Origin of the sequence: Aeromicrobium sp. CF3.5 (genome assembly GCF_051262695.1) — a bacterium.
In the GTDB taxonomy this organism is placed as follows: Bacteria; Actinomycetota; Actinomycetes; order Propionibacteriales; family Nocardioidaceae; genus Aeromicrobium.
Window position 1 is genome coordinate 575,648 of sequence record NZ_JBIMEZ010000001.1, and the last position, 18,916, is coordinate 594,563.

The following is an 18,916-nucleotide window of genomic DNA, read 5'->3' on the forward strand; positions in this document are numbered from 1 at the left end:
GTCAGTCCTTGCCGTGCCGCGGCTTGCGCGGCTTGTCACCCTTGTACGGCTTGTCGCTCTGGTAGGGCTTGCGGTCCTCGCGGGTGCGCTTGATGGGCGGACCGTCGTCGGGCCGGATGTCGATCAGACGCCCCGAGATGCGGGTGCGCGACAACGCCTCGAACACCTCGGGAGGCAGGTCCTCGGGCAGCTCGACGAGGGTGTGGTCCTGGCCGATCGTGATGCGCCCGAAGTCCGACCGCTTGAGCCCACCCTCGTTGGCCAGTGCTCCGACGACCGACGACGGACCGATCTTGTGCCGCTTGCCGACCGCGAGGCGGTAGGCGATCCGGCCGTCTCGGGGCTCGGGGCGCTCACCCCGGTCGCGACCCGGACGATCCTGCCGGTCACGACGTTCGGGCCGATCAGGACGATCCGGGCGCTCGCGCCGTTCTGACCTGGGCGGATCGGGGCTGAGGAAGAAGTCCTTGTCGTCCTGGCTCATGACCGCCAGCGCCGCCGCGACGTCGGCCATCGCGACCTCGTGCGTCTGCGAGTACTGCTCGACGAGGGCACGGAAGGCGTTGAACTGCGGCGAACCCAGACTGTTGGTGATGGTCTCGGAGAAGCGCGACGTGCGGCTCTCGTTGACCTCCTCCGCCGTGGGCACCGTCATCTGCTCGACGGGTCGGCCCGACACCTTCTCGATGGCCTGCAGCATGCGGCGCTCTCGCGGGGTGACGAACAGGATCGCGTCACCGGAGCGGCCGGCCCGACCGGTGCGTCCGATGCGGTGCACGTAGGCCTCGGTGTCGTGCGGGATGTCGTAGTTGACGACGTGAGTGATGCGCTCGACGTCGAGGCCGCGCGCCGCGACGTCGGTGGCGACGATGATGTCGATGGCACCGGACTTGAGCTGTCCCACGGTGCGTTCGCGCTGCGCCTGCACGAGGTCGCCGTTGAGCGGCGCCGCGTTGTGACCGCGGGCCCGCAGTCGTTCGGCGAGCTCCTCGGTGGCGGACTTGGTGCGCACGAACACGAGCATGCCGTCGCCGGTCTCGACCTCCAGCAGACGCGTCAGGGCGTCGACCTTGTGGTGCTGGGAGACCTGGATCCACCGCTGACGCACCGTCGTGGTCGACGTGGTGGCCTTGGGCGTGGAGATGTCGGCAGGGTCGTGCAGGTGGCGCTTGGCGATCGCGCGGATCTGCTTGGGCATGGTGGCCGAGAACAGCGCCACCTGCTTGTACTCCGGGGTGCCGCTCAGGATCCGGTCGACGTCCTCGGCGAAGCCCATGTTGAGCATCTCGTCGGCCTCGTCGAGCACCATGACCTCCAGCGCCGACAGGTCGAGGCTGCCTCGCTCCAGGTGGTCGATGACGCGGCCGGGCGTGCCGACCACGATGTGCGCGCCGCGGCGCAGACCGGACAGCTGCTGGTTGTAGCCCTGACCGCCGTAGACGGGCAGCACCCGGACGCCGGGCTTGCTCTGGGCGTAGGAGCCGATCGCCTCGGAGACCTGCAGGGCGAGCTCACGGGTGGGCGCCAGCACCAGTGCCTGCACGACCGACGACGACGGGTCGACACGATCGAGCATCGGCAGCGCGAACGCCGCGGTCTTGCCGGTGCCGGTCTGCGCCAGTCCGACGACGTCGCGACCCGAGAGCAGCGTCGGGATGGCCTGGGCCTGGATCGGCGTGGGTGTCTCGTAGCCCAGCTTGGTCAACGTCTCGACGATCGCGGGCGACAGCCCGAGATCGGAGAAGGAGACGGGCTCGGCAGCCTCGTCGGTCACTGAGTACGCCCTAACTGAAGACACCACGACTCACCAATTCTTCCACAGAATGACCCGCTTTCTGACCATCGAGTCGTTCTCTTCCTCACACCGCATAGGGTTTCGCCTTGACGGGCCCCTGCACCGACGCCGAGGAGAGCACCGATGAACAGCGAGCGCACCTCTCGAGTGCTGTCAAGGTCGTGGCGCAGCGCAGTCGCCGTGGCCGTGGTCGGCGCCCTGGTGGCCCTGGCTGCGTCCTTCATCGCTCCCCAGCGCTACGAGGCGACCGCCGACGTCCTGCTGACCCCGGTGGCCGACGTCTCGGCCGATGATGCGGTCGACGCCCGGTTGCTGCAGTCCTACGCCCTGGTGCTCGGTGGCCGAACGATCGCCGAGTCGGTCGACGCCGACGACGCCGACCTCGAGGGCTCCGTCGTCGAGGGCACCTCGGTGCTTCGTGCCACGGCCAGCAGTGGCGACGCCGACCGCGCCGCCGAGATCAGTCAGGGCGCCGCCGAGAACCTGGTCGCCCTGCTGGTGGAACGCGGCGTGGCCGTCGAGTCTCCCGCGCCCGACGACGCAGGTGACGACGAGCCGCCCAATTCGGTCGTCGTCGCGGCCTCCGTCGTGGAGAGTGCAGCAGTGCCGGCCACGCCGGTCTCCCCCTCGATCCCTTGGTGGGTCGCCATCGGTGCCCTGGTCGGCGCGCTGCTCGGCCTGCTCGTCTCGGCCGTGCGGCAGCTCACCGATCGGTACGTGCGCACCACCGACGATCTCACCGAGGCCGCGTCGGCTCCTCTGCTGGCGGCGGTCGCCTACGACCGCCAGATCGATCGCTCGCCCCTGGTCACCGACCTCGATCCCCAGGACCCGCGCTTCGAGGCCACCCGCATCCTGCGCACCAACCTGCAGTTCCTCGACGTCGACAGCTCGGACACCGTGCTGACCGTCACCAGCTGCATGTCCGGGGACGGCAAGTCCACGACGGCGGCCAACCTCGCCATCGCCCTCGCCCACGGCGGAGAGCAGGTCGTGCTGATCGACGCCGACCTGCGCCGGCCACGCCTGGCCGAGCTGTTCGGCCTCGACGGGCTGGACGGACTCACCACGACCCTGGTCGGTTCGGTCGATCCGGCCGATGCGGTGCAGCAGACGCGCGTGCCGGGCCTCGACGTCCTCACGACGGGCAAGCTGCCACCCAACCCGTCCGAGCTCTTGGCGACCAACGCCATGTCCGACCTGGTCCACGTGCTGCGCGCCGAGTACGACGTGGTGCTGTTCGACGCACCTCCCCTGCTGCCCGTCGCGGATGCGGCGGTGCTCGCCACTCTCTCCGACGGTGCGGTGCTGCTGGTCCGGCACGGCCGCACGACTCGCGAGCAGGTCCGCGCGGCCGTCGGTCGTCTCGAGGCGGTCGGGGCGCCCCTGCTCGGAACGGTGCTCACGATGGTTCCGGCGCGCGTCATCGCTCCCTATGGCTACGGATACGGGTACAAGGGTTCAGCGCCTCTGCCCGCGCCCGTGGAGCTGGGTCGCCGGGCTCGCCGGTAGATGTGGGGCCTCACCCTCAACCGTCGCCCTCGGCCAGCTGATCGAGGTAGCGCTCAAATCCAGGGATGGTGAACCTCAGCCGGCCATGCCCAGCCGATTCCAGGAGGCCCTTGTCAACGAGCGACTGCCGGGCGCGACTGAGCGACCTTGGGTCAACACCCAGATACGAGGCAGCGGCAGACCGCGCAGAGTCGCCCCGGTCATCGGCGACCGCAGCCAACGCGCCCAGCAGTCGGCGCTCCTCTTCGCTGGCTTTCGCAAGGCGCGCGGCGAACATGGTTTGCATCCGTCGCTCCACCGTCTCGATCGCGCGGTGGACGTGCGGCAACATGACTTCCTCGCCAGCAGCTCGCGGTGCCAGTGCAGTCCACGCGGCCGATCCCAGCAGTTGCACCTTGTATGCGTACCCGCGAGCCTCCTCTAGCGCCGCATCGATCGCCGCGTCACTCCACCTGACTCCCAGCTCGGCCGCCGGCACGCGCAGGGCCTCGGCAACGGCTACCGGGGACAGAGCGCCAAGCGCTACGAAATTGGACCGCTCTCCGAAGGTGGCAGCTGCAGTGACGGCCCCGGGGAGAGAGGGCAGACCCGCTGCCACCACGGCAATCGGGGAGCCGGCCCCGTCGAAGTGCTGCAGCGCGATGAGCATCGACGTGCGATCACCCAAGGGCGCGTCCTGGAGCTCATCGACAAAGACAACGAGACCGTGCAGGCCGTGGGCACGGACCAATCTGGCGGTGTCGTCGAGCAGCTCCTCCAGACCGGGCACGGACCGAGACGCCGGCTTGACGTCTGCGGCGATCTTCGCACCAGGGACCCCGAACTCCACCCGGACCTGATCAATCCGGCCCAGCAAGGACTTCGCTCGCGCCTCGAGCTTGGCATCTCGCAGCTGGTGGGCCAGCGCACTGGCGAGTCCGCTGACAAGGGACTCATCAGACCGACCCGTCGCCCACACAGTGAGAAAGTCGCCAACATCGGCCTCGCGCTGCAACGCTCGCAACAGCGAGGTCTTACCCACTCCTCGCGCTCCATAGAAAGCCAGCAGTGGCCCGGCGGCCCGCCCCAAGGCCACAGGACCCAGGACACCGCGAGCGATACCGAGTTCATCGGCTCGGCCAGCCAGGTAATCCGGCAACGCGCCAGGTGAGTATGGATCATTCAGCATCGGCCACTCCCCGTATCAATTCGTATACTTCGCCAAAGTATACGGAAGTGTTCGGCAAGGTAGTGGGGCGTGACAGCCATGGCGGAGTTTCATCCCACTTGCCCGCCGCGCCCATCGGCCCAGAGTGGATCCGTGAAGCACATGATCGAATCGGACTCGCGAGGACGTCTGACTCTCGGCAGTCCGCATGCGCGATACTTGGTCGAGGTCGAGGACGACGGCACCACGATCCTGACCCCGGCCGTCGTCGTCGCGAAGACCGAGGGCGCCCTTCTCGAGCGGCCTGACCTCCTTGACCTGATCGAGACGAATCGACGCGTTCGACTGACCGGCCGACCCGGAAGGCCCCCCGCCCGTGATCACCTGCTCCGACGCGGCGAGAGACGCCACCGCGTACAGCACGGCCCGGCACTGTTTGGGTTCTCCGGGGGCGTCCGCTTCGTGGGCACCGGGCTCGCCTGACGAGGGCAGGCTCGCACCGAACCTCACCCGCCCCATGATTCCCAGGAGAACCCTTGAAGCTGACGCCTCACCCCTGTCGCAACGAGGGCGAGGTGCCAACTATCGGGGTTCTCCTGGGGATCTTGAGCTCTCCGAACGGGCGAAAGGTGCGCGCGCCACTCGGCTCGCACGATGCTCCCGCTTCGATCAGCTGCACCGGCTGAGCCGGTCGGCGATCGTCTCGACGGCTGCGAGGATCTGGTCCGCGGTCTCACGATGCACCTTGGGGCTGCGCCGGTGTGGATCGGCCACGTCGGGATCGCCGCGAAAGTCCTGCCGCCTCGCGGCGACGGCCTTGACCAGGTCCGGAGCCGTCAGGTCCTCGGTGACCGACTCGCTGAGGGCGGCGAACTCCAGCAAGGTGAACGACCAGCGAAGCGCCCGCGGTTCCTCCTCGAGCACGCGGGCGCGGTGCGCCCGCGTGGCCGTCAGGACCAGGTCAGCGGAGTGAACCAGGTGCTCGGTGACCGGCTGGGAGCGGAAGGTTCCGGCGGACTGGCCGAGGCGCATCAGCTCCATCTCCGACATCGCGTCCATCGCGTGACCGGTGCGACCTTGCACGCCTGCACTGGCCAGCTCGAACCGAGCCTCACCCAGACGGTCGCGCAGCAGCAGCTCCATCATCGGGGACCGACAGATGTTGGCGGTGCAGACCGCGAGGATGGCGAACCGGCGTTCGCTCATCACTTCACGATGGGTCGCACGTGCAGCCCGACCTCGGGATCGACGATCAGCTCCTGGGCGGCTGCGACGCCGTCGGCGAGCAGCGTCGCTGCCGGGTCCACCGACCGCTTGACCACGGCCAGCGCGATCGGACCGAGCTCGTGGTGGCGAGCTGCCGAACCGACGGTGCCGACCTGCTTGTCCCCGAGCATGACGGCGCTGCCGGTGGACGGCAGGTGATCGACCGAGCCGTCGAGCAGCAGACGCACCAGTCGGCGTGGGGGGCGCCCGAGCGTGTGCACCCGGGCGACCGTCTCCTGACCGCGGTAGCACCCCTTCTCGAGGTGCACCGCGATGCCCAGCAGTCCGACCTCGTTGGGAATGGCGCGCTCGTCGGTGTCGATGCCGATGCGGGGCACGCCAGCCTCGATCCGCAGTGCCTCCCAGGCCCAGATGCCACGCGGCGCACCCAGCTCGGCCGGCAGGTCCAGCAGGGTGTCGCGCGCGCGGATCTCCCAGGCGAGCGCACCGTCGCGCACCAGCCCGATCACGGCATGCTCGTCGGACACGACGGCCAGCTCGACCCGCGTCATGAACTTCATCCGCTCGAGGAACGCGACGAGCGGCTCGGCGGCACCGGCCTCGGTGTGGCCCCAGAAGGTCTCGCCGTCGTCGACGCCGTTGAATCCGTGCTCGATGCGGCCCTGCGGCGACAGGAGCAGGACCTCGGTGCGCACGCCGGGCTGCAGCTGCTCGAGGTGCTGGGTGCTCAGCGCGTGCAACCAGGTGAGGCGGTCGGGCCCGGTGATCGTGAAGACATCGCGGTGCGACAGGTCGACAAAGCCGTCACCGGCCAGCAGCGCGGTCTGCTCGGCCGAGATGGCGCCGTAGTGGGCCGCCACTGCGCCATCGGGGGCGTCGGCAGGGACCGCGCCGTGCAGGTCCAGCAGCGGGCTGAGGCGAACAGGAGTCGCGTCGGGTGTCACGTCGGGTTCAGTCACGCTTGAGCTGTCCCCACAGGTGCGACTGCATCTCCTGGCCCTCGGCGGCCATGTCGATGGCGTACATCAGGTCACCGTCGACCAGCCCGTACATGCGCTGCCCGGCGGTGTACTCCTTGGCGGTGGACGTGCGCGCCACGAGGTCGGTCGCGAGGGTCACTCGGGCGCCTTCGATCTGTCCGTACCAGATCTCGGCGTACCCGGTCGCGTGGGAGAGCACGAGCTCGATCTGCCCATCGACGCCCGGGCGCAGGAAGCCGGTCTCCAACGCACCGGGCCGCACCCGCTCTCCGTCGTCGTCGGTGATCCAGGTGCGGCTGAAGTAGTGCATGAAGGGACGCGTGTCGTGCGCGAAGATGACTTCCTGGTCGTACGCGAACGCGTCGATGGTCGGATAGTCGCCCTTGCCGGAGCCGCGCCAGGTGCCCAGCAACCACGACATGGGCATGAGATCGGCGTGGAGGTCCTCGGGAATCACGAACGGCATGCATCCATCGTATCGGCCGGATGTTCGCTAACCTCTGCGCGTGAGGAACCGGAGCGCATGAAGGCCGTCGTCCAGCGGGTCAGCGAAGCCTCGGTGCTCGTCGAGGGGCGTCGTGTCGGCACGATCGGCCCCGGCCTGCTGGTGCTGTTGGGCGTCACCCACGACGACACCGACGAGGTCGCGGCCCGACTCGCCCACAAGATCTGGACCCTGCGGATCATGCGCGACGAGCAGTCGGCAGCCGACGTGGGCGCGCCCGTGCTGGTCGTCAGCCAGTTCACGCTCTACGGCGACACCCGCAAGGGACGACGACCGTCCTGGACCGCTGCGGCGCCCGGAGCCGTCGCCGAGCCGCTGTACGAACGGTTCTGCACTGCCCTACGCGACGCTGATGCGGTGGTGGAGCAGGGGGTGTTCGGCGCCGACATGCAGGTGAGTCTCATCAATGACGGCCCCACCACGGTGCTGCTCGAGATGGGCCCCTGAGCCACCGCACCACGCACCTGCGCGCGGGCACCGAGATCATCTCGGGTCTGGCCTCGTTCTGAGGTATCGTTCCGACGTCGCCAGACCCGGCGACAAGCAACCACCTTTCGCCACCCCTCCCGGGAGTCACCTTGGCACGCCACGCCGACGCCGACGCCGATCCGGATGCCACCGAGGCCAAGCGCCCCGGCTTCATCCGCCGCCATCGTGGTCTGTTCATCACGCTCATGGCGTTCATTCTCATTCCGGTGCTGGCTGCCGGCGTGTTCGCCGTCGTGCTCAACAGCTCGCTGGGCGACGTGCAGCGGGTGCCGGTGACCGTCACCGAGGACAAGCGCCCCGCCGTCGATGACAACGAGAACGTCAACATCTTGCTGCTCGGCGCCGACACGGGCAGCGACCGCGATCCCGGCGGCACGTCGATCCTCGACGACGCTGCGTCCGGCGACTGGCCCACGGGCAAGTACCGCAGCGACGCGACCATGCTGGTGCACATCGACGCGGACCGGGAGGCGGCTTACGTCGTGTCGATCCCCCGCGACAGCTACGTGCCGGTGTTCGACGAGCAGGGCGACCAGCAGGAGACCACCAAGATCAACGCGGCCCTGTCCATGTACGGACCATCCGGCGCGATCTCGACGGTCGAGAATCTCGCCGACCAGCGCATCGACCACTTGGCGATGGTCGACTGGGACGGCTTCAAGGACATCACCGACTCGCTGGGCGGCGTCGAGATCACCACGGACCAGGACGGCACCCGCACCCTCGACGGCGACGGCGCGCTCGAGTACGTGCGCGAGCGCTACAACCTCCCGGGCGGCGACTTCGACCGCGCCAAGCGTCAGCAGAACTTCTTGCGCTCGATGATGAGCGCGGTCCTCGACCGCGGCACGCTGACCAATCCGCTCAGGCTGCGCAGCACGGTCAGCTCCATCGCCAACAACATGGCCGTCGACGACGGCTGGTCCAACGGCGACATCCGGTCCCTGGCCGTCTCGATGCGTGGCATCCGTCCCGCCGATGTCACGTTCATGACCATCCCCACCAACGGGACGTCGGACGATCCCGTGGCCGGCAGCATCGTCAACGTCGACAGCGATCTCAGCGAACGGCTGTTCAGTTCGATGACCGACGACACGGTCGACAGCTTCGTGGCCGATCACCCCGAGCTGCTGCTGGGCAGCGCCGACCAGGTCGACTAGAGACACACCCTCACCAGTGGCGCCGCTCACGTTCGTTACGGTGAGCCCACCCCATCACCATCGGAACGGCAGAGCATGGAACTCTCGGACTACACGCGCATCCTGCGGCAAAGATGGCTGCTGATCGCCCTCACGACGGCGATCGCCGTCGGCCTCGCCTTGGCCTTCACCCTGGCCTCGACGCCGCAGTACCAGTCGACGGCGCGGCTGTTCATCTCCACGTCGCAGACCGACGATGCCACCACGTTCCAAGGTGGGACGTTCTCGCAGGGGCGGGTCGCGTCCTACGCCGACCTGCTGACCGGTGAGGAGATCTCGCGCCGCGTCGTCGAGGACCTCGGCATCGACGTGAACCCCCGCACTCTGTCCAACCGGATCACCGCCATGTCCCAGCCCGACACCGTCGTGCTGTCGATCGCGGTGACCGACCCCTCGGCTGAGATGGCGCAGAAGCTGACCCAGTCCGCCTCCGAGGTGTTCGTGGACTACGTGGCCGAGCTCGAGACTGCTCCGGGCAAGTCGACCGCCCCGGTCAAGGCCACGATCGTCGACCGCGCCACGGTGCCGGCCAGCCCCATCTCCCCGCAGCCGGTCCGCAACCTGGGCCTGGCCCTGATCCTCGGCCTGCTCGCCGGCGGCGGGCTCGCGGTGCTGCGCGACACCTCCGACCATCGCATCCGCAACGACGTCGACCTGGCCGGCGCCAGTGGCGACGCACCCATCCTCGGCACCATCCACTTCGACAAGAGCGCCTCCAAGAAGCGCCTCATCACCGCGCTCGACAGCCACGCTCCGCGCGTCGAGGCGTTTCGAGTGCTGCGCACCAACCTGCAGTTCGTCAACGTCGACGGCAACAGCAAGGTGTTCGTGATGACCAGCGCTGTCCCTGGTGAGGGCAAGTCCACCACCACGTGCAACCTGGCCCTGTCGATGGCTCAGGCCGGTCAACGCGTGCTGATGATCGAGGGCGATCTGCGTCGCCCCAAGGCCACGGAGTACCTGGGCCTGGAGAACTCAGTCGGCGTCACCACGGTGCTGGTCGGACGTGTCTCGGTCGAGGAGGCCGTGCAGTCGGTGACCCCCACCTTCGACCTCCTCGCGTCGGGCGCCACTCCGCCCAATCCGGCCGAGCTACTGCAGAGCGAGAGCATGAAGACGTTGCTCGCCGACGCCCGCAACGCCTACGACGTGGTGCTGATCGATGCTCCTCCGCTGTTGCCCGTCACCGACGCCGCGATCTTGTCGGCCGACTCCGATGGAGCGATCATGGTCGTGAACCATGGATCGACCACCCGCGAGCAGATCGAGGCCTCCGTCGACCGACTCCAGTCGGTCGATGCCCGACTGGTCGGCACCATCGTCAACATGGCGCCGCAGCCCAAGCGCGGCAGCTCGACCTACGGGTACGGATACGGCTACGGGTACGCGCCGGTGGCCGAGCCAACCGACATACCCGCTGGCCGCGGTCGTCGCGGCACCCGCGCCAAGACTGGCTGACACTGACCACCGTGGTGGTCAGGCGCCCGGCGAGTCCCAGGTCTGCCCCTGGTCGGTGCTGACCAGCACGTCGCCATCGATCAGAGCGGACAGCCGACCTTCGGTGCCGACCAGACCCTGCACGCTGCCCTGGTCCGCGACGCATCCCACGGATTCCCACTCCAGCCCGGTGCTGGCCGTGACGAACGCCGCGGCCTCGCAGTCGTCGCTCGGGGCGATGGCGTAGCCATCGCTCAGGGCCGTGAACGTCATGGCCGACACCCCATCGAGTGTGCCCAGCAGCACCCACTCGTCGCCGTTGCTGTCCGTGCCACGAATCGTGCCGTCGGCGCACGCGACCTTGGCATTGCGATCACTCACCGCTCCTAGTGCCACCACGTCGCAGCCCAGGTCAGACCCGCCGGTCGGTGACACCACGCCGGTCCCGGACGCGTCGACGTACCAGCCCCTCGCCGTGCTCGGTGGGCTCAGGGAGTCGGACTCCGTCCAGGAGGCTCCGCCGTCGTCGGTCGAGAACTGGCGCTCTTCGCACTGCTGGTTGCTGCCCACGAGAGTCAGGTCGGTGGCCGATGACGCGCGCACCTGCAGCACAGATCGGATCGCGAGGTTCTCGGTATCGTCCAACAGCGGCAGCGCGACCTCGTTGAACGTGGCGCCCTGGTCGGCCGAGACCTCCAGCAGTGGTGCCGACTGGCCCGTGCAACGGCCCCGCGAGATGCGCGCGAGCAGCCCGTCATCGATCTGCTCGAGGGCTGCCGGGCCGGCTGCCTCGGGGTCAGGAGTATCCGAAGCGGTCGGCGTGCTGGCCGAGACCGGCTGGTCGCCGTTCTGCGAGACCCGGGCGTCGCCCATCTGTTGGAACAGCACCACCAGAAGGACGGCGTCGATCACGAGGAACACGACCAGAGCCATCACCGCGATAGTCCGCTTCACTTACAGGTCCTTTCTCCGTTGCCTCGGACACCACACATCGTATCGACTGTGACCGGCACTCTGAACCGAATCCGCGTCCGTCTACGCTGAGAGACAGAACGGGCGGATATTCGTTACGTGCGCCGATCTCGCGGTAGAGTCGTCGCGGGCGGTATAGATAGTCTGTTGGTTTTTTTCTCTGCCTCAGGCCCTCGGGGGGTTTCATGCGCAATCAGGCGGTGCGGCTCTCTCGCCATCTGCGTATCCCGGTCCTCGTCAGTCTCGACGTCACCGCGTGGCTGTTCGCGATGTACCTAGCCGTGGCTTTTCGGCTCGAGACCGTGATGGTCGCCCCCGAGGTCACCGTCGGCAGCGCGAACGGTCACGTCCCGCTGTACGGCGTGCTCATCGTTGGCGGCGTGGCCGCGCTGACCCACGTGCTGATCGCGTGGGCTGTTCGTCTGCACCAGGGCCGGTCCGCTCTGGCCAGCTTCGAAGAGACCTTTGTGCTGTTCAGCGTGCTGGTCGGCTCGAGCGTCGTGGCGTCCGCCGTCAACTTTCTCGCCGACGGGCCCCTTCTTCCTCGCACCACACCGATCACGGCGTTGTTCATCGCGCTGCTGCTGTGCGTGTGGCCGCGCGGCCTGTGGCGGGTGCTGGTGCTGCAGTCGCGGCCCGTGCGACCCGACGCCGTCCAGACGCCGGTGGTCATCGCCGGAGCGGGCGAGGGTGGGCGCCAGCTCGTGCAGTCCATGCACCGCGATGCGCACCAGCAGTGGCGCCCGGTCGGCTTCGTGGACGACGACCGCCAGAAGAAGCACTTTCGCTTTCGCGGTCTCAGTGTCTTGGGCGCTATCGATCAGCTTGGAAAGGTGGCCCAGCGCACCGGCGCCACCACGGTGATCGCAGCCATCCCCAGTGCCAGCGCAGAGTTGATCGGGCGCATCAACGAGATCGCGCTCGAGCACGATCTGGACATCAAGGTGCTGCCCAGCGTCAACGAGATGTTCTCGGCGATCAGTGCCAGCTCGGTGCGCGACCTGGCCCCCGAGGACCTGCTGGGCCGTCACCAGATCAAGACCGACCTGCAGGCGATCTCGCACACCCTCACTGGCAAGCGGGTGCTGGTCACCGGAGCTGGTGGCTCCATCGGCTCCGAGCTGTGCCGGCAGATCTCTCGGTTCGATCCGGCCGCCCTGGTGATGGTCGACCGGGACGAATCGGCCCTGCACTCACTCATGCTGTCGATCCACGGCCGGGCCGATCTTGAGTCGCAGGACGTGGTGCTGGCCAACATCCGCGAGGCCGATCGCATGCGCGAGGTGTTCGAGACCCACCGGCCCGAGGTCGTCTTCCACGCGGCCGCGCTCAAGCACGTCAACATGCTCGAGGGGCATGCCGCCGAGGCGGTCAAGACCAACGTGCTCGGCACCCTCAACGTGCTGCAGGCCGCTGAGGAGGTCGGTGTCGAACGCTTCGTCAACATCTCGACGGACAAGGCAGCCGACCCCATCAATGTCCTCGGCTACACCAAGCGCATCGCCGAAGGCCTCACGGCTGCATTCGCCGAATCGCCCACCGGAACATTCTTGAGCGTGCGCTTCGGCAACGTGCTGGGAACCAACGGCTCGGTGCTGCGCACGTTCGCGGCGCAGATCGCCGCGGGCGGCCCGGTCACCGTCACGCACCCCGATGTCACGCGCTACTTCATGACCGTCGACGAGGCCGTCCAGCTGGTCATCCAGGCTGCCGCCATCGGCCGCGACGGCGAGGCGCTGGTGCTCGACATGGGCGAAGCGGTCAACATCGCCGACGTCGCCCGCCAGATGATCGAGCAGTCACGCGACACCATCGACATCGCGTACACCGGTCTCAAACCTGGAGAGAAGATGCACGAGGTGCTGTTCGCCACCGGCGAGTCCGACGTGCGGTCCGTGCACCCGCTGGTCTCGCACGTGTCTGTACCTGCCATCTCTCACCGTGACGCCCTCCACCTCGCTGTGGGCGACTCGAATGTCTCCGTGGTCAGTGCCGTTACCGCCCTGTCAGATCGCATGTCTGTTGCCAACCATGAGAACGTCGATCTGTGAGTCGTATCTTCTTGTCCAGTCCGGACGTCACCGACCTGGAGGAGCAGTACCTGGTCGACTCCATCCGTTCAGGCTGGGTCGCACCACTCGGCCCGCAGGTCGACGCCTTCGAGCAGGAGATGGCCGACCGTGTCGGCGCGCACCACGCCGTCGCTCTCAACTCCGGGACCGCCGCCCTGCATCTGGTGCTGGTGTCGTGGGGTGTGGGGCCGGGCGACTTCGTGCCCACATCCACGCTGACCTTCGCGGCGACCGCCAATGCCATCACCTACACCGGCGCAACCCCCGTGTTCGTCGACTCCGACCTGAGCACGGGCAACATCGACCCTGTTCTGCTCGACGAGATCATCGGCAAGCTGAAGGCCGAGGGCAAGAGTGTGCCGGCGATCGTGCCGGTCGACTTGCTCGGCAGGTGCGCCGACTACACGGCCATCGCCGCCGTCGCGGCGAAGCACGGGGTGAAGGTGTTGTCCGACTCCGCCGAGTCGCTCGGCGCGCGGTCTGGAGACGTACTGGCTGGGAGCTTCGGTGACGCGGCGATCTTGTCGTTCAACGGCAACAAGATCATGACCACCTCGGGTGGCGGCATGGTGCTGACCGCAGACAAGGACCTCGCCGACCATGTGCGCTTCCTGTCGACCCAGGCTCGCGAGCCCGCCGTGCACTACGAGCACAAGGAGATCGGCTACAACTACCGGCTCTCCAACCTGCTGGCCGGGCTCGGTCGGGCGCAGCTCGCTCGTCTCGACGACATGATCGCCAAGCGACGAGCACACCGGCAGATGTATGACGATCTGTTCGCCGGAGTGCCTGGGGTCGAGATCTTTCAGCGTCAGGGCGACGAGCACGATAATTGCTGGCTCACTGCCATTGTGGTCGACTCCGCAACGGCAGAATGGACCACTTCTGAGCTGTCCGCGGCTCTGGCCGAAGACAACATCGAGAGCCGCCCGCTGTGGAAGCCCATGCACCTGCAGCCGGTATTTGTTGATCATCCGCGCTCAGTGACAGGAACGGCTGAGGCCTTGTTCGGAACTGGCTTGTCCCTGCCGAGCGGATCTGCGCTCGGCCCCGTCGAGACCACACGAATAACTTCAGCCATCCAGGCTTTCTTCGAACGTTGGTCATGAGCGGGCGCGCGTACGACCCACTCAAGCGGGTGATCGACCTGATCGGTGCCACCACACTCTTCATCGTGACCTTGCCCATCCAGGCTGTGGTCGCCGCATTGATCTGGATGAGTCTCGGGGCACCTGTCCTGTTTCGTCAGGAACGACCGGGCAGGAACGGGGAGATTTTCACCCTGATCAAGTTCCGCACCATGAAGAATGGTGATGCCATCGACGCTGACCGCATGACACGCCTCGGCCACCGGCTCCGGTCGCTCAGCCTGGACGAGTTGCCCACCCTGATCAACGTCATCAAGGGCGACATGTCGCTGGTGGGCCCGCGTCCCCTGCTCGTGTCTTACCTCGACCGCTACTCCCGCGACCAGGCACGTCGCCACGAGGTGCGACCAGGGATCACGGGCCTCGCACAGGTTTCCGGACGCAACGACCTCCCCTGGGAAGAGCGCCTCGCGCTTGACGTGCGGTACGTCGACTCGCGCGACCTGCGCGGCGACATCTCGATCCTTGTTAGGACGGTGGCGCCCGTGCTCGGTCGGCGCGGCATCTCTGAGGACGGCATGCCCACGATGACCGAGTTCAGAGGGCATCCAAAGTGATCAAGGATCTCGTCATCATCGGCTACGGCGGTTTCGGGCGCGAAGTCGCCGACGTCGTTGATGCCATCAATGCCGTCGAGCCGACCTGGAACCTGCTCGGCTTCGTCGATGACGCACCCAGTCCCGAGAACGTCGCCCGCGTCGAGCGACGCGGCAGCAAGGTGATCGGCACCATCGACAACGCACCTCTCGGTTCCCGGCCTCACTACGTCGTGGGAGTCGGAAATGCCAGCGCTCGCGCGCGATTGGCTGCTCGCGCCGAGCGCCAAGGTTGGATCCCGGCGACGCTCGTGCATCCAACAGCACAATTGGGAGCCAGTCTTGCGCTCGGCCCTGGGTCCATCGTGTGTGCAAATGTTGGAGTTGGCTCCGATGTGTCGATCGGACTTCATGTTCACCTGGATCGCGGTGTCCAGGTTGGCCACGACTCCACGCTCGCGGACTTCGTCACCGTCCACCCCGCGGCTGTTATCTCCGGCACCTGCGACATCCAGACCCGCGCCGAGCTCGGCACCAACTGCACCTTGCTACCCGGCATTGAGATCGGGGTCGGGGCAACAGTGGGAGCTGCTGCATGTGTGGTGGGAAGGGTGGCGCCCGGCACAACGGTGAAAGGAGTACCCGCCAAATGACCAGAGTGACTGTCGTACTCAAGACGAACGAAGGCGGCTTGTGGGTACTGCCTCAGGTTGCGGAGTTCGTGCGGCGGGGAGCGGTGGTGACACTCGTCATTCCTGCGGGAGATGGCAAGCTGCGTCGAGCAGCTGATGCCGCGGGCTACACGGTGGCAGAATCTAGTTTCGACTTCTCGTTTCGACCCTCTTTCGGGTTGGTACGAGGCCTATTGCGCTTCAGGAGACTGTTACGCGAAACCGAGCCAGACGTCATCTTTTACCACTTGTACGCCTCAGCGCTTTCATGCCGGATATCGTCCGTCGGGCTGGGCGCTCGCAAGGTTCACATGGTCGCCGGCCCCTTGTACCTGGAGAACCCTGCGATCAAGGTCTTCGAACGACTCATGTGGCGATTCGACGATCACCTCATCGCCGGATCAGATTTCACCGCCCGCGCGTACCAACGGCTAGGAGTCCCAGATGGGCGGATGTCTACGATTCCTTACGGCGTGGACCTGAACCGGTATCACCCCGGACTCGACGAGCGAGTCGATTTGTGGGGTGCGAAGCGCGCCACGTTCGTCGTCATCATGGTCGCCTACGTCTACGCTCCCAAGAGTTCGGTCTTCCCCGGCGTCGGCATCAAAGGACACGACATCCTTCTCGACGCCTGGGATGAGTTCATCAGTCAGTTTCCTGAATCGCTGCTGGTGATCGTGGGCAGCGGCTTTGACGAAGCTGGGGAACGTCATCGTCAGCAACTAATGCAGACACACGCGATGATCGGAGACGCAGTGCACTGGGCTGACTCCGTCAGTGATGTCAGACCGCTGTACAGCAGCGCCGACGTGTCGGTTTCTCCCTCGCTATCTGAGAACCACGGCGCAGCGCTCGAGGCGTCCGCCATGGGTCTGCCGTCGATAGTCAGCACCGCAGGAGGCTTGCCCGAAGCCGTCACTTCTCAGTCGGGGTGGGTCACCGCAGCCGGCCAAAGTGATCCGCTACTCGCAGCGCTTATCCAGGCCCGCAGCAAGTTTGACGACGGATCGCTGGAAACCATGGGCATGAACGCCCGCACGTTCATGGAGGTGGAGTTCGGCATAGATGCGAGTACCGAACGTATCGCAGAGATCGTGCTTGCCGACTGAGTGCTGGCGTACTTGGGGTAGGTCAGCCTCTGGCTGACTGGCGATTCCATTCATGCATACAACCCGCCAGGTGCTCGTACAAGGAGCTTCTGCGCTTGTTGAGGATATCCAAAGCGTAATCGTCTGCCCGATCGCGACAGACCTGGGCCAATTCAGCGCGATTCTCGCTCGAAGCGAATCGATTCAGCAGGTCGGTGAGCGCTTGCTCGTCGTCTGCCGGGCACATCGCCCACGACGGCAGCAGATCAGGCGTTCCTCCGACAGTTGTTCCGATGCACGGCAATCTACGCGCCATCGCCTCGATCATCGCCCTCGGAAGACCCTCGGATCGAGATCCCGACACAAAGAGGTCAGAGTGGTCGAACTCCTCACGAACCTGCACCGAGGTTGGCAGCAGACCGGCAAAGCTCACCGACTGATCTACCCCGAGCTCCATCGCCAGACTTTCGTACTTGGCGCGATACTTGCCATCACCGAGAATGCGCAAGCTGCCAAATTGTGCCCGGTCGAGCGCAGCGAACGATCGCAGGACCACGTCGATCCCTTTGTACTCCTGCTCCATGCTCCCTACGACGATCAGTCGAGCGGCAGAGACGTCAGCACGCGTGGCCTCCCTGTCTGCATACGCTTCAGGAGGAAGCGTGACACTGGAGTACGAGGTGACATGCGCCCGGCGGTCGGGTGGGTAGCGCTCCGGCAAGATCGTCTCGCTCACGTACGAGACAGCTGTTGCCCCTCCGACCACTGTTCTCATTCGTCGGGCAGCAAGCCGGCGGAGGATGCGCCCCACAGGCCAGCCCAACGTCGTCAGGACTTCATAGGGATCGCCCACCACCTCTACGGCGTACGGCCGAGCCCTCCGACGCTGCGACTGGAACATCGCACTGATCGGGCCTGGCGCTCGCAGCAGCAGTGCATCGTCAGATAGAAGTGCCTTCTTGATGTCACGTCGAAGTCCTCGGTAGTTACGCAGCAGACCGAGGAGTCCCACGTAGTACCTCAGCGGTACGACCGAGATGCCGTCAGCCTCGACCGCGACCCCATCATTCCGCGTTTCTCGCTCATCGACTCTGGCGGCCACGACCACTTCGTCGAAGACTTCCAGATAACGAGCCCAGAAGTCGCTACCGAACACCCCGTCAGTATGGATACGACCGTCTGACGTGCGGTGAAAGCGGAACTCGCCCGCTACGAGCAGTCTCATCGGCTTAGTCCTGTCTGACGATTGCGCGCTCTCAACTCGGCAGATCATCCGAAGTCTGGACCGATCCGTTGCGTGCACCCGATGCTAGTAGGTCGCTAGTCCTCGCTCGGCACGACCGGGCGCGCCAACGCGACAGGATCCGACACGTTCGACTACTCGGTGCGCCGCCGCGTCGTTGTCGACGCGGAGCACGCGTCGCGACTAAAATTGGACGGGTGAAGATCTTTCTCGACATCGGCGCCCACCTCGGTGAAACGTTGCAATCAGTTTCGTCTTCAGAATGGGAGTTCGACCGCATCTACTGCTTCGAGCCGGCGCCGAGTTGTTGGCCCGTACTCGACGAGCTTGCCGACGAGCGCACGACAGTTTGCCGCTTCGGCCTCTGGAGTTCTGACGCCCAGCTACCGCTGCACAATGCCGGGTCGGTCGGCGCGTCCTTTTCCGCCGACAAGGATGGCGACCAGGGCATCGTGGCTTGCGAACTTCGTGACGCAGCCACGTGGTTCGCAGAGAATTTGCGAAGCGACGATGAGATCTTTGCGAAGATCAACATCGAGGGAGCCGAGTTCGCAGTCATCGACCGACTGGCGACCGGTGGAGAACTGCGAAAGCTCAACCACCTTCTGATCCACTTCGATACACGCAAGGTCCCCAGCCTTCGCGGTATGGAAGCCGACACCAAGCGTCTGCTCGAGACCGCGGGCGTCGAGTTCAATGCAGCCGAAGACATCCTCTTCGGCGGAGTGGCTCGAGGAACCCGAAACTGGCTCAGGTGGTGCCACAGCAGTCGACGCAGTCGGGACTTCCGTTTCAAGAAAGTCGCACGCTGGGAAGGTCGACTCCGACGTGCGCTCTATCCCACCAAGGTCCGGTACCTGAAGCTCGTGTCCCGCTAGCTGAGAAATTTCGG

The 18,916-nt window shown here is 66.3% G+C and carries 18 protein-coding genes; 11 read left to right on the forward strand and 7 right to left on the reverse strand.

Translation table 11 applies throughout. The features are described 5' to 3' along the window. Nucleotide 1 precedes the first annotated feature (1 nt). Nucleotides 2-1,774, reverse strand: a complete 1,773-nt coding sequence (locus ACHAA3_RS02910; protein WP_435707437.1) for a DEAD/DEAH box helicase — start codon at nt 1,772-1,774, stop codon at nt 2-4. A gap of 144 nt (nt 1,775-1,918) precedes the next feature. Here ACHAA3_RS02910 and ACHAA3_RS02915 point away from each other — a divergent pair, with 144 nt between their 5' ends. Beyond that, entirely contained in the window at nt 1,919-3,307 is a 1,389-nt protein-coding gene (locus ACHAA3_RS02915; protein ID WP_435707438.1) for a polysaccharide biosynthesis tyrosine autokinase, read from the forward strand. A 16-nt stretch (nt 3,308-3,323) separates the two neighbouring features. On the opposite strand, the gene ACHAA3_RS02920 is transcribed toward ACHAA3_RS02915, so the two are convergent. Then, nucleotides 3,324-4,475, reverse strand: coding sequence for an AAA family ATPase (locus ACHAA3_RS02920; protein WP_435707439.1), 1,152 nt, complete (start codon nt 4,473-4,475; stop codon nt 3,324-3,326). A gap of 132 nt (nt 4,476-4,607) precedes the next feature. Between ACHAA3_RS02920 and ACHAA3_RS02925 the strand changes: the two genes are divergently transcribed. After that, entirely contained in the window at nt 4,608-4,937 is a 330-nt protein-coding gene (locus ACHAA3_RS02925) for a hypothetical protein (protein ID WP_435707440.1), read from the forward strand. 186 nt (nt 4,938-5,123) lie between these two features. Here ACHAA3_RS02925 and ACHAA3_RS02930 read toward each other — a convergent pair whose 3' ends face one another. The 3 genes from ACHAA3_RS02930 to ACHAA3_RS02940 are packed head-to-tail and all read right to left on the reverse strand — an operon-like array spanning nt 5,124 to nt 7,127. After that, nucleotides 5,124-5,660 (reverse strand): hypothetical protein, encoded by a 537-nt coding sequence (locus tag ACHAA3_RS02930; protein WP_435707441.1) that lies wholly within the window; start codon nt 5,658-5,660, stop codon nt 5,124-5,126. Then, the gene (gene ygfZ / locus ACHAA3_RS02935) at nt 5,660-6,640 is read right to left on the reverse strand and encodes a CAF17-like 4Fe-4S cluster assembly/insertion protein YgfZ (RefSeq protein WP_435707442.1); all 981 of its coding nucleotides are present in this window, start codon (nt 6,638-6,640) and stop codon (nt 5,660-5,662) included. The genes ACHAA3_RS02930 and ygfZ overlap by 1 nt, the downstream gene beginning before the upstream one ends. After that, nucleotides 6,633-7,127: an FABP family protein gene (locus ACHAA3_RS02940; RefSeq protein ID WP_435707443.1), complete on the reverse strand. Its 495-nt coding sequence runs from the start codon at nt 7,125-7,127 to the stop codon at nt 6,633-6,635. Before ACHAA3_RS02940 ends, ygfZ begins: the two co-directional genes overlap by 8 nt. A 57-nt stretch (nt 7,128-7,184) precedes the next feature. On the opposite strand from ACHAA3_RS02940, the gene dtd reads away from it, so the two are divergent. The 3 genes from dtd to ACHAA3_RS02955 all read left to right on the forward strand — a co-directional run bounded on the left by dtd (nt 7,185) and on the right by ACHAA3_RS02955 (nt 10,312). Beyond that, nucleotides 7,185-7,613 carry a D-aminoacyl-tRNA deacylase gene (gene dtd / locus ACHAA3_RS02945; RefSeq protein ID WP_435707444.1) on the forward strand — a complete coding sequence of 143 codons (429 nt, stop codon included), beginning with the start codon at nt 7,185-7,187 and terminating at the stop codon, nt 7,611-7,613. Nucleotides 7,614-7,744: 131 nt separating this feature from the next. Continuing rightward, a complete protein-coding gene (locus tag ACHAA3_RS02950) occupies nt 7,745-8,815 on the forward strand; it encodes an LCP family protein (RefSeq protein ID WP_435707445.1) in 1,071 nt (356 codons plus the stop codon). A gap of 75 nt (nt 8,816-8,890) precedes the next feature. After that, on the forward strand, nt 8,891-10,312 hold the full coding sequence (locus tag ACHAA3_RS02955) for a polysaccharide biosynthesis tyrosine autokinase (RefSeq protein ID WP_435707446.1): 1,422 nt from the start codon (nt 8,891-8,893) through the stop codon (nt 10,310-10,312). 18 nt (nt 10,313-10,330) lie between these two features. Here the strand turns inward: ACHAA3_RS02955 and ACHAA3_RS02960 are convergent, their stop codons facing one another. After that, on the reverse strand, nt 10,331-11,245 hold the full coding sequence (locus tag ACHAA3_RS02960) for a hypothetical protein (protein ID WP_435707447.1): 915 nt from the start codon (nt 11,243-11,245) through the stop codon (nt 10,331-10,333). Nucleotides 11,246-11,448: 203 nt separating this feature from the next. Between ACHAA3_RS02960 and ACHAA3_RS02965 the strand changes: the two genes are divergently transcribed. The 5 genes from ACHAA3_RS02965 to ACHAA3_RS02985 are packed head-to-tail and all read left to right on the forward strand — an operon-like array spanning nt 11,449 to nt 16,802. Then, on the forward strand, nt 11,449-13,314 hold the full coding sequence (locus ACHAA3_RS02965) for a polysaccharide biosynthesis protein (RefSeq protein WP_435707448.1): 1,866 nt from the start codon (nt 11,449-11,451) through the stop codon (nt 13,312-13,314). After that, nucleotides 13,311-14,444 carry a DegT/DnrJ/EryC1/StrS family aminotransferase gene (locus ACHAA3_RS02970; protein WP_435707449.1) on the forward strand — a complete coding sequence of 378 codons (1,134 nt, stop codon included), beginning with the start codon at nt 13,311-13,313 and terminating at the stop codon, nt 14,442-14,444. Before ACHAA3_RS02965 ends, ACHAA3_RS02970 begins: the two co-directional genes overlap by 4 nt. After that, a complete protein-coding gene (locus ACHAA3_RS02975; RefSeq protein WP_435707450.1) occupies nt 14,441-15,040 on the forward strand; it encodes a sugar transferase in 600 nt (199 codons plus the stop codon). Before ACHAA3_RS02970 ends, ACHAA3_RS02975 begins: the two co-directional genes overlap by 4 nt. Then, nucleotides 15,037-15,672 carry a hypothetical protein gene (locus tag ACHAA3_RS02980; RefSeq protein ID WP_435707451.1) on the forward strand — a complete coding sequence of 212 codons (636 nt, stop codon included), beginning with the start codon at nt 15,037-15,039 and terminating at the stop codon, nt 15,670-15,672. Before ACHAA3_RS02975 ends, ACHAA3_RS02980 begins: the two co-directional genes overlap by 4 nt. 5 nt (nt 15,673-15,677) lie before the next feature. Then, nucleotides 15,678-16,802, forward strand: coding sequence for a glycosyltransferase family 4 protein (locus ACHAA3_RS02985; RefSeq protein ID WP_435707452.1), 1,125 nt, complete (start codon nt 15,678-15,680; stop codon nt 16,800-16,802). 22 nt (nt 16,803-16,824) lie between these two features. Here ACHAA3_RS02985 and ACHAA3_RS02990 read toward each other — a convergent pair whose 3' ends face one another. After that, complete coding sequence (locus ACHAA3_RS02990; protein ID WP_435707453.1) at nt 16,825-17,937, reverse strand: glycosyltransferase; 1,113 nt, start codon at nt 17,935-17,937, stop codon at nt 16,825-16,827. Nucleotides 17,938-18,221: 284 nt separating this feature from the next. Between ACHAA3_RS02990 and ACHAA3_RS02995 the strand changes: the two genes are divergently transcribed. Continuing rightward, entirely contained in the window at nt 18,222-18,902 is a 681-nt protein-coding gene (locus ACHAA3_RS02995) for a hypothetical protein (protein ID WP_435707454.1), read from the forward strand. Nucleotides 18,903-18,916: the final 14 nt, after the last annotated feature.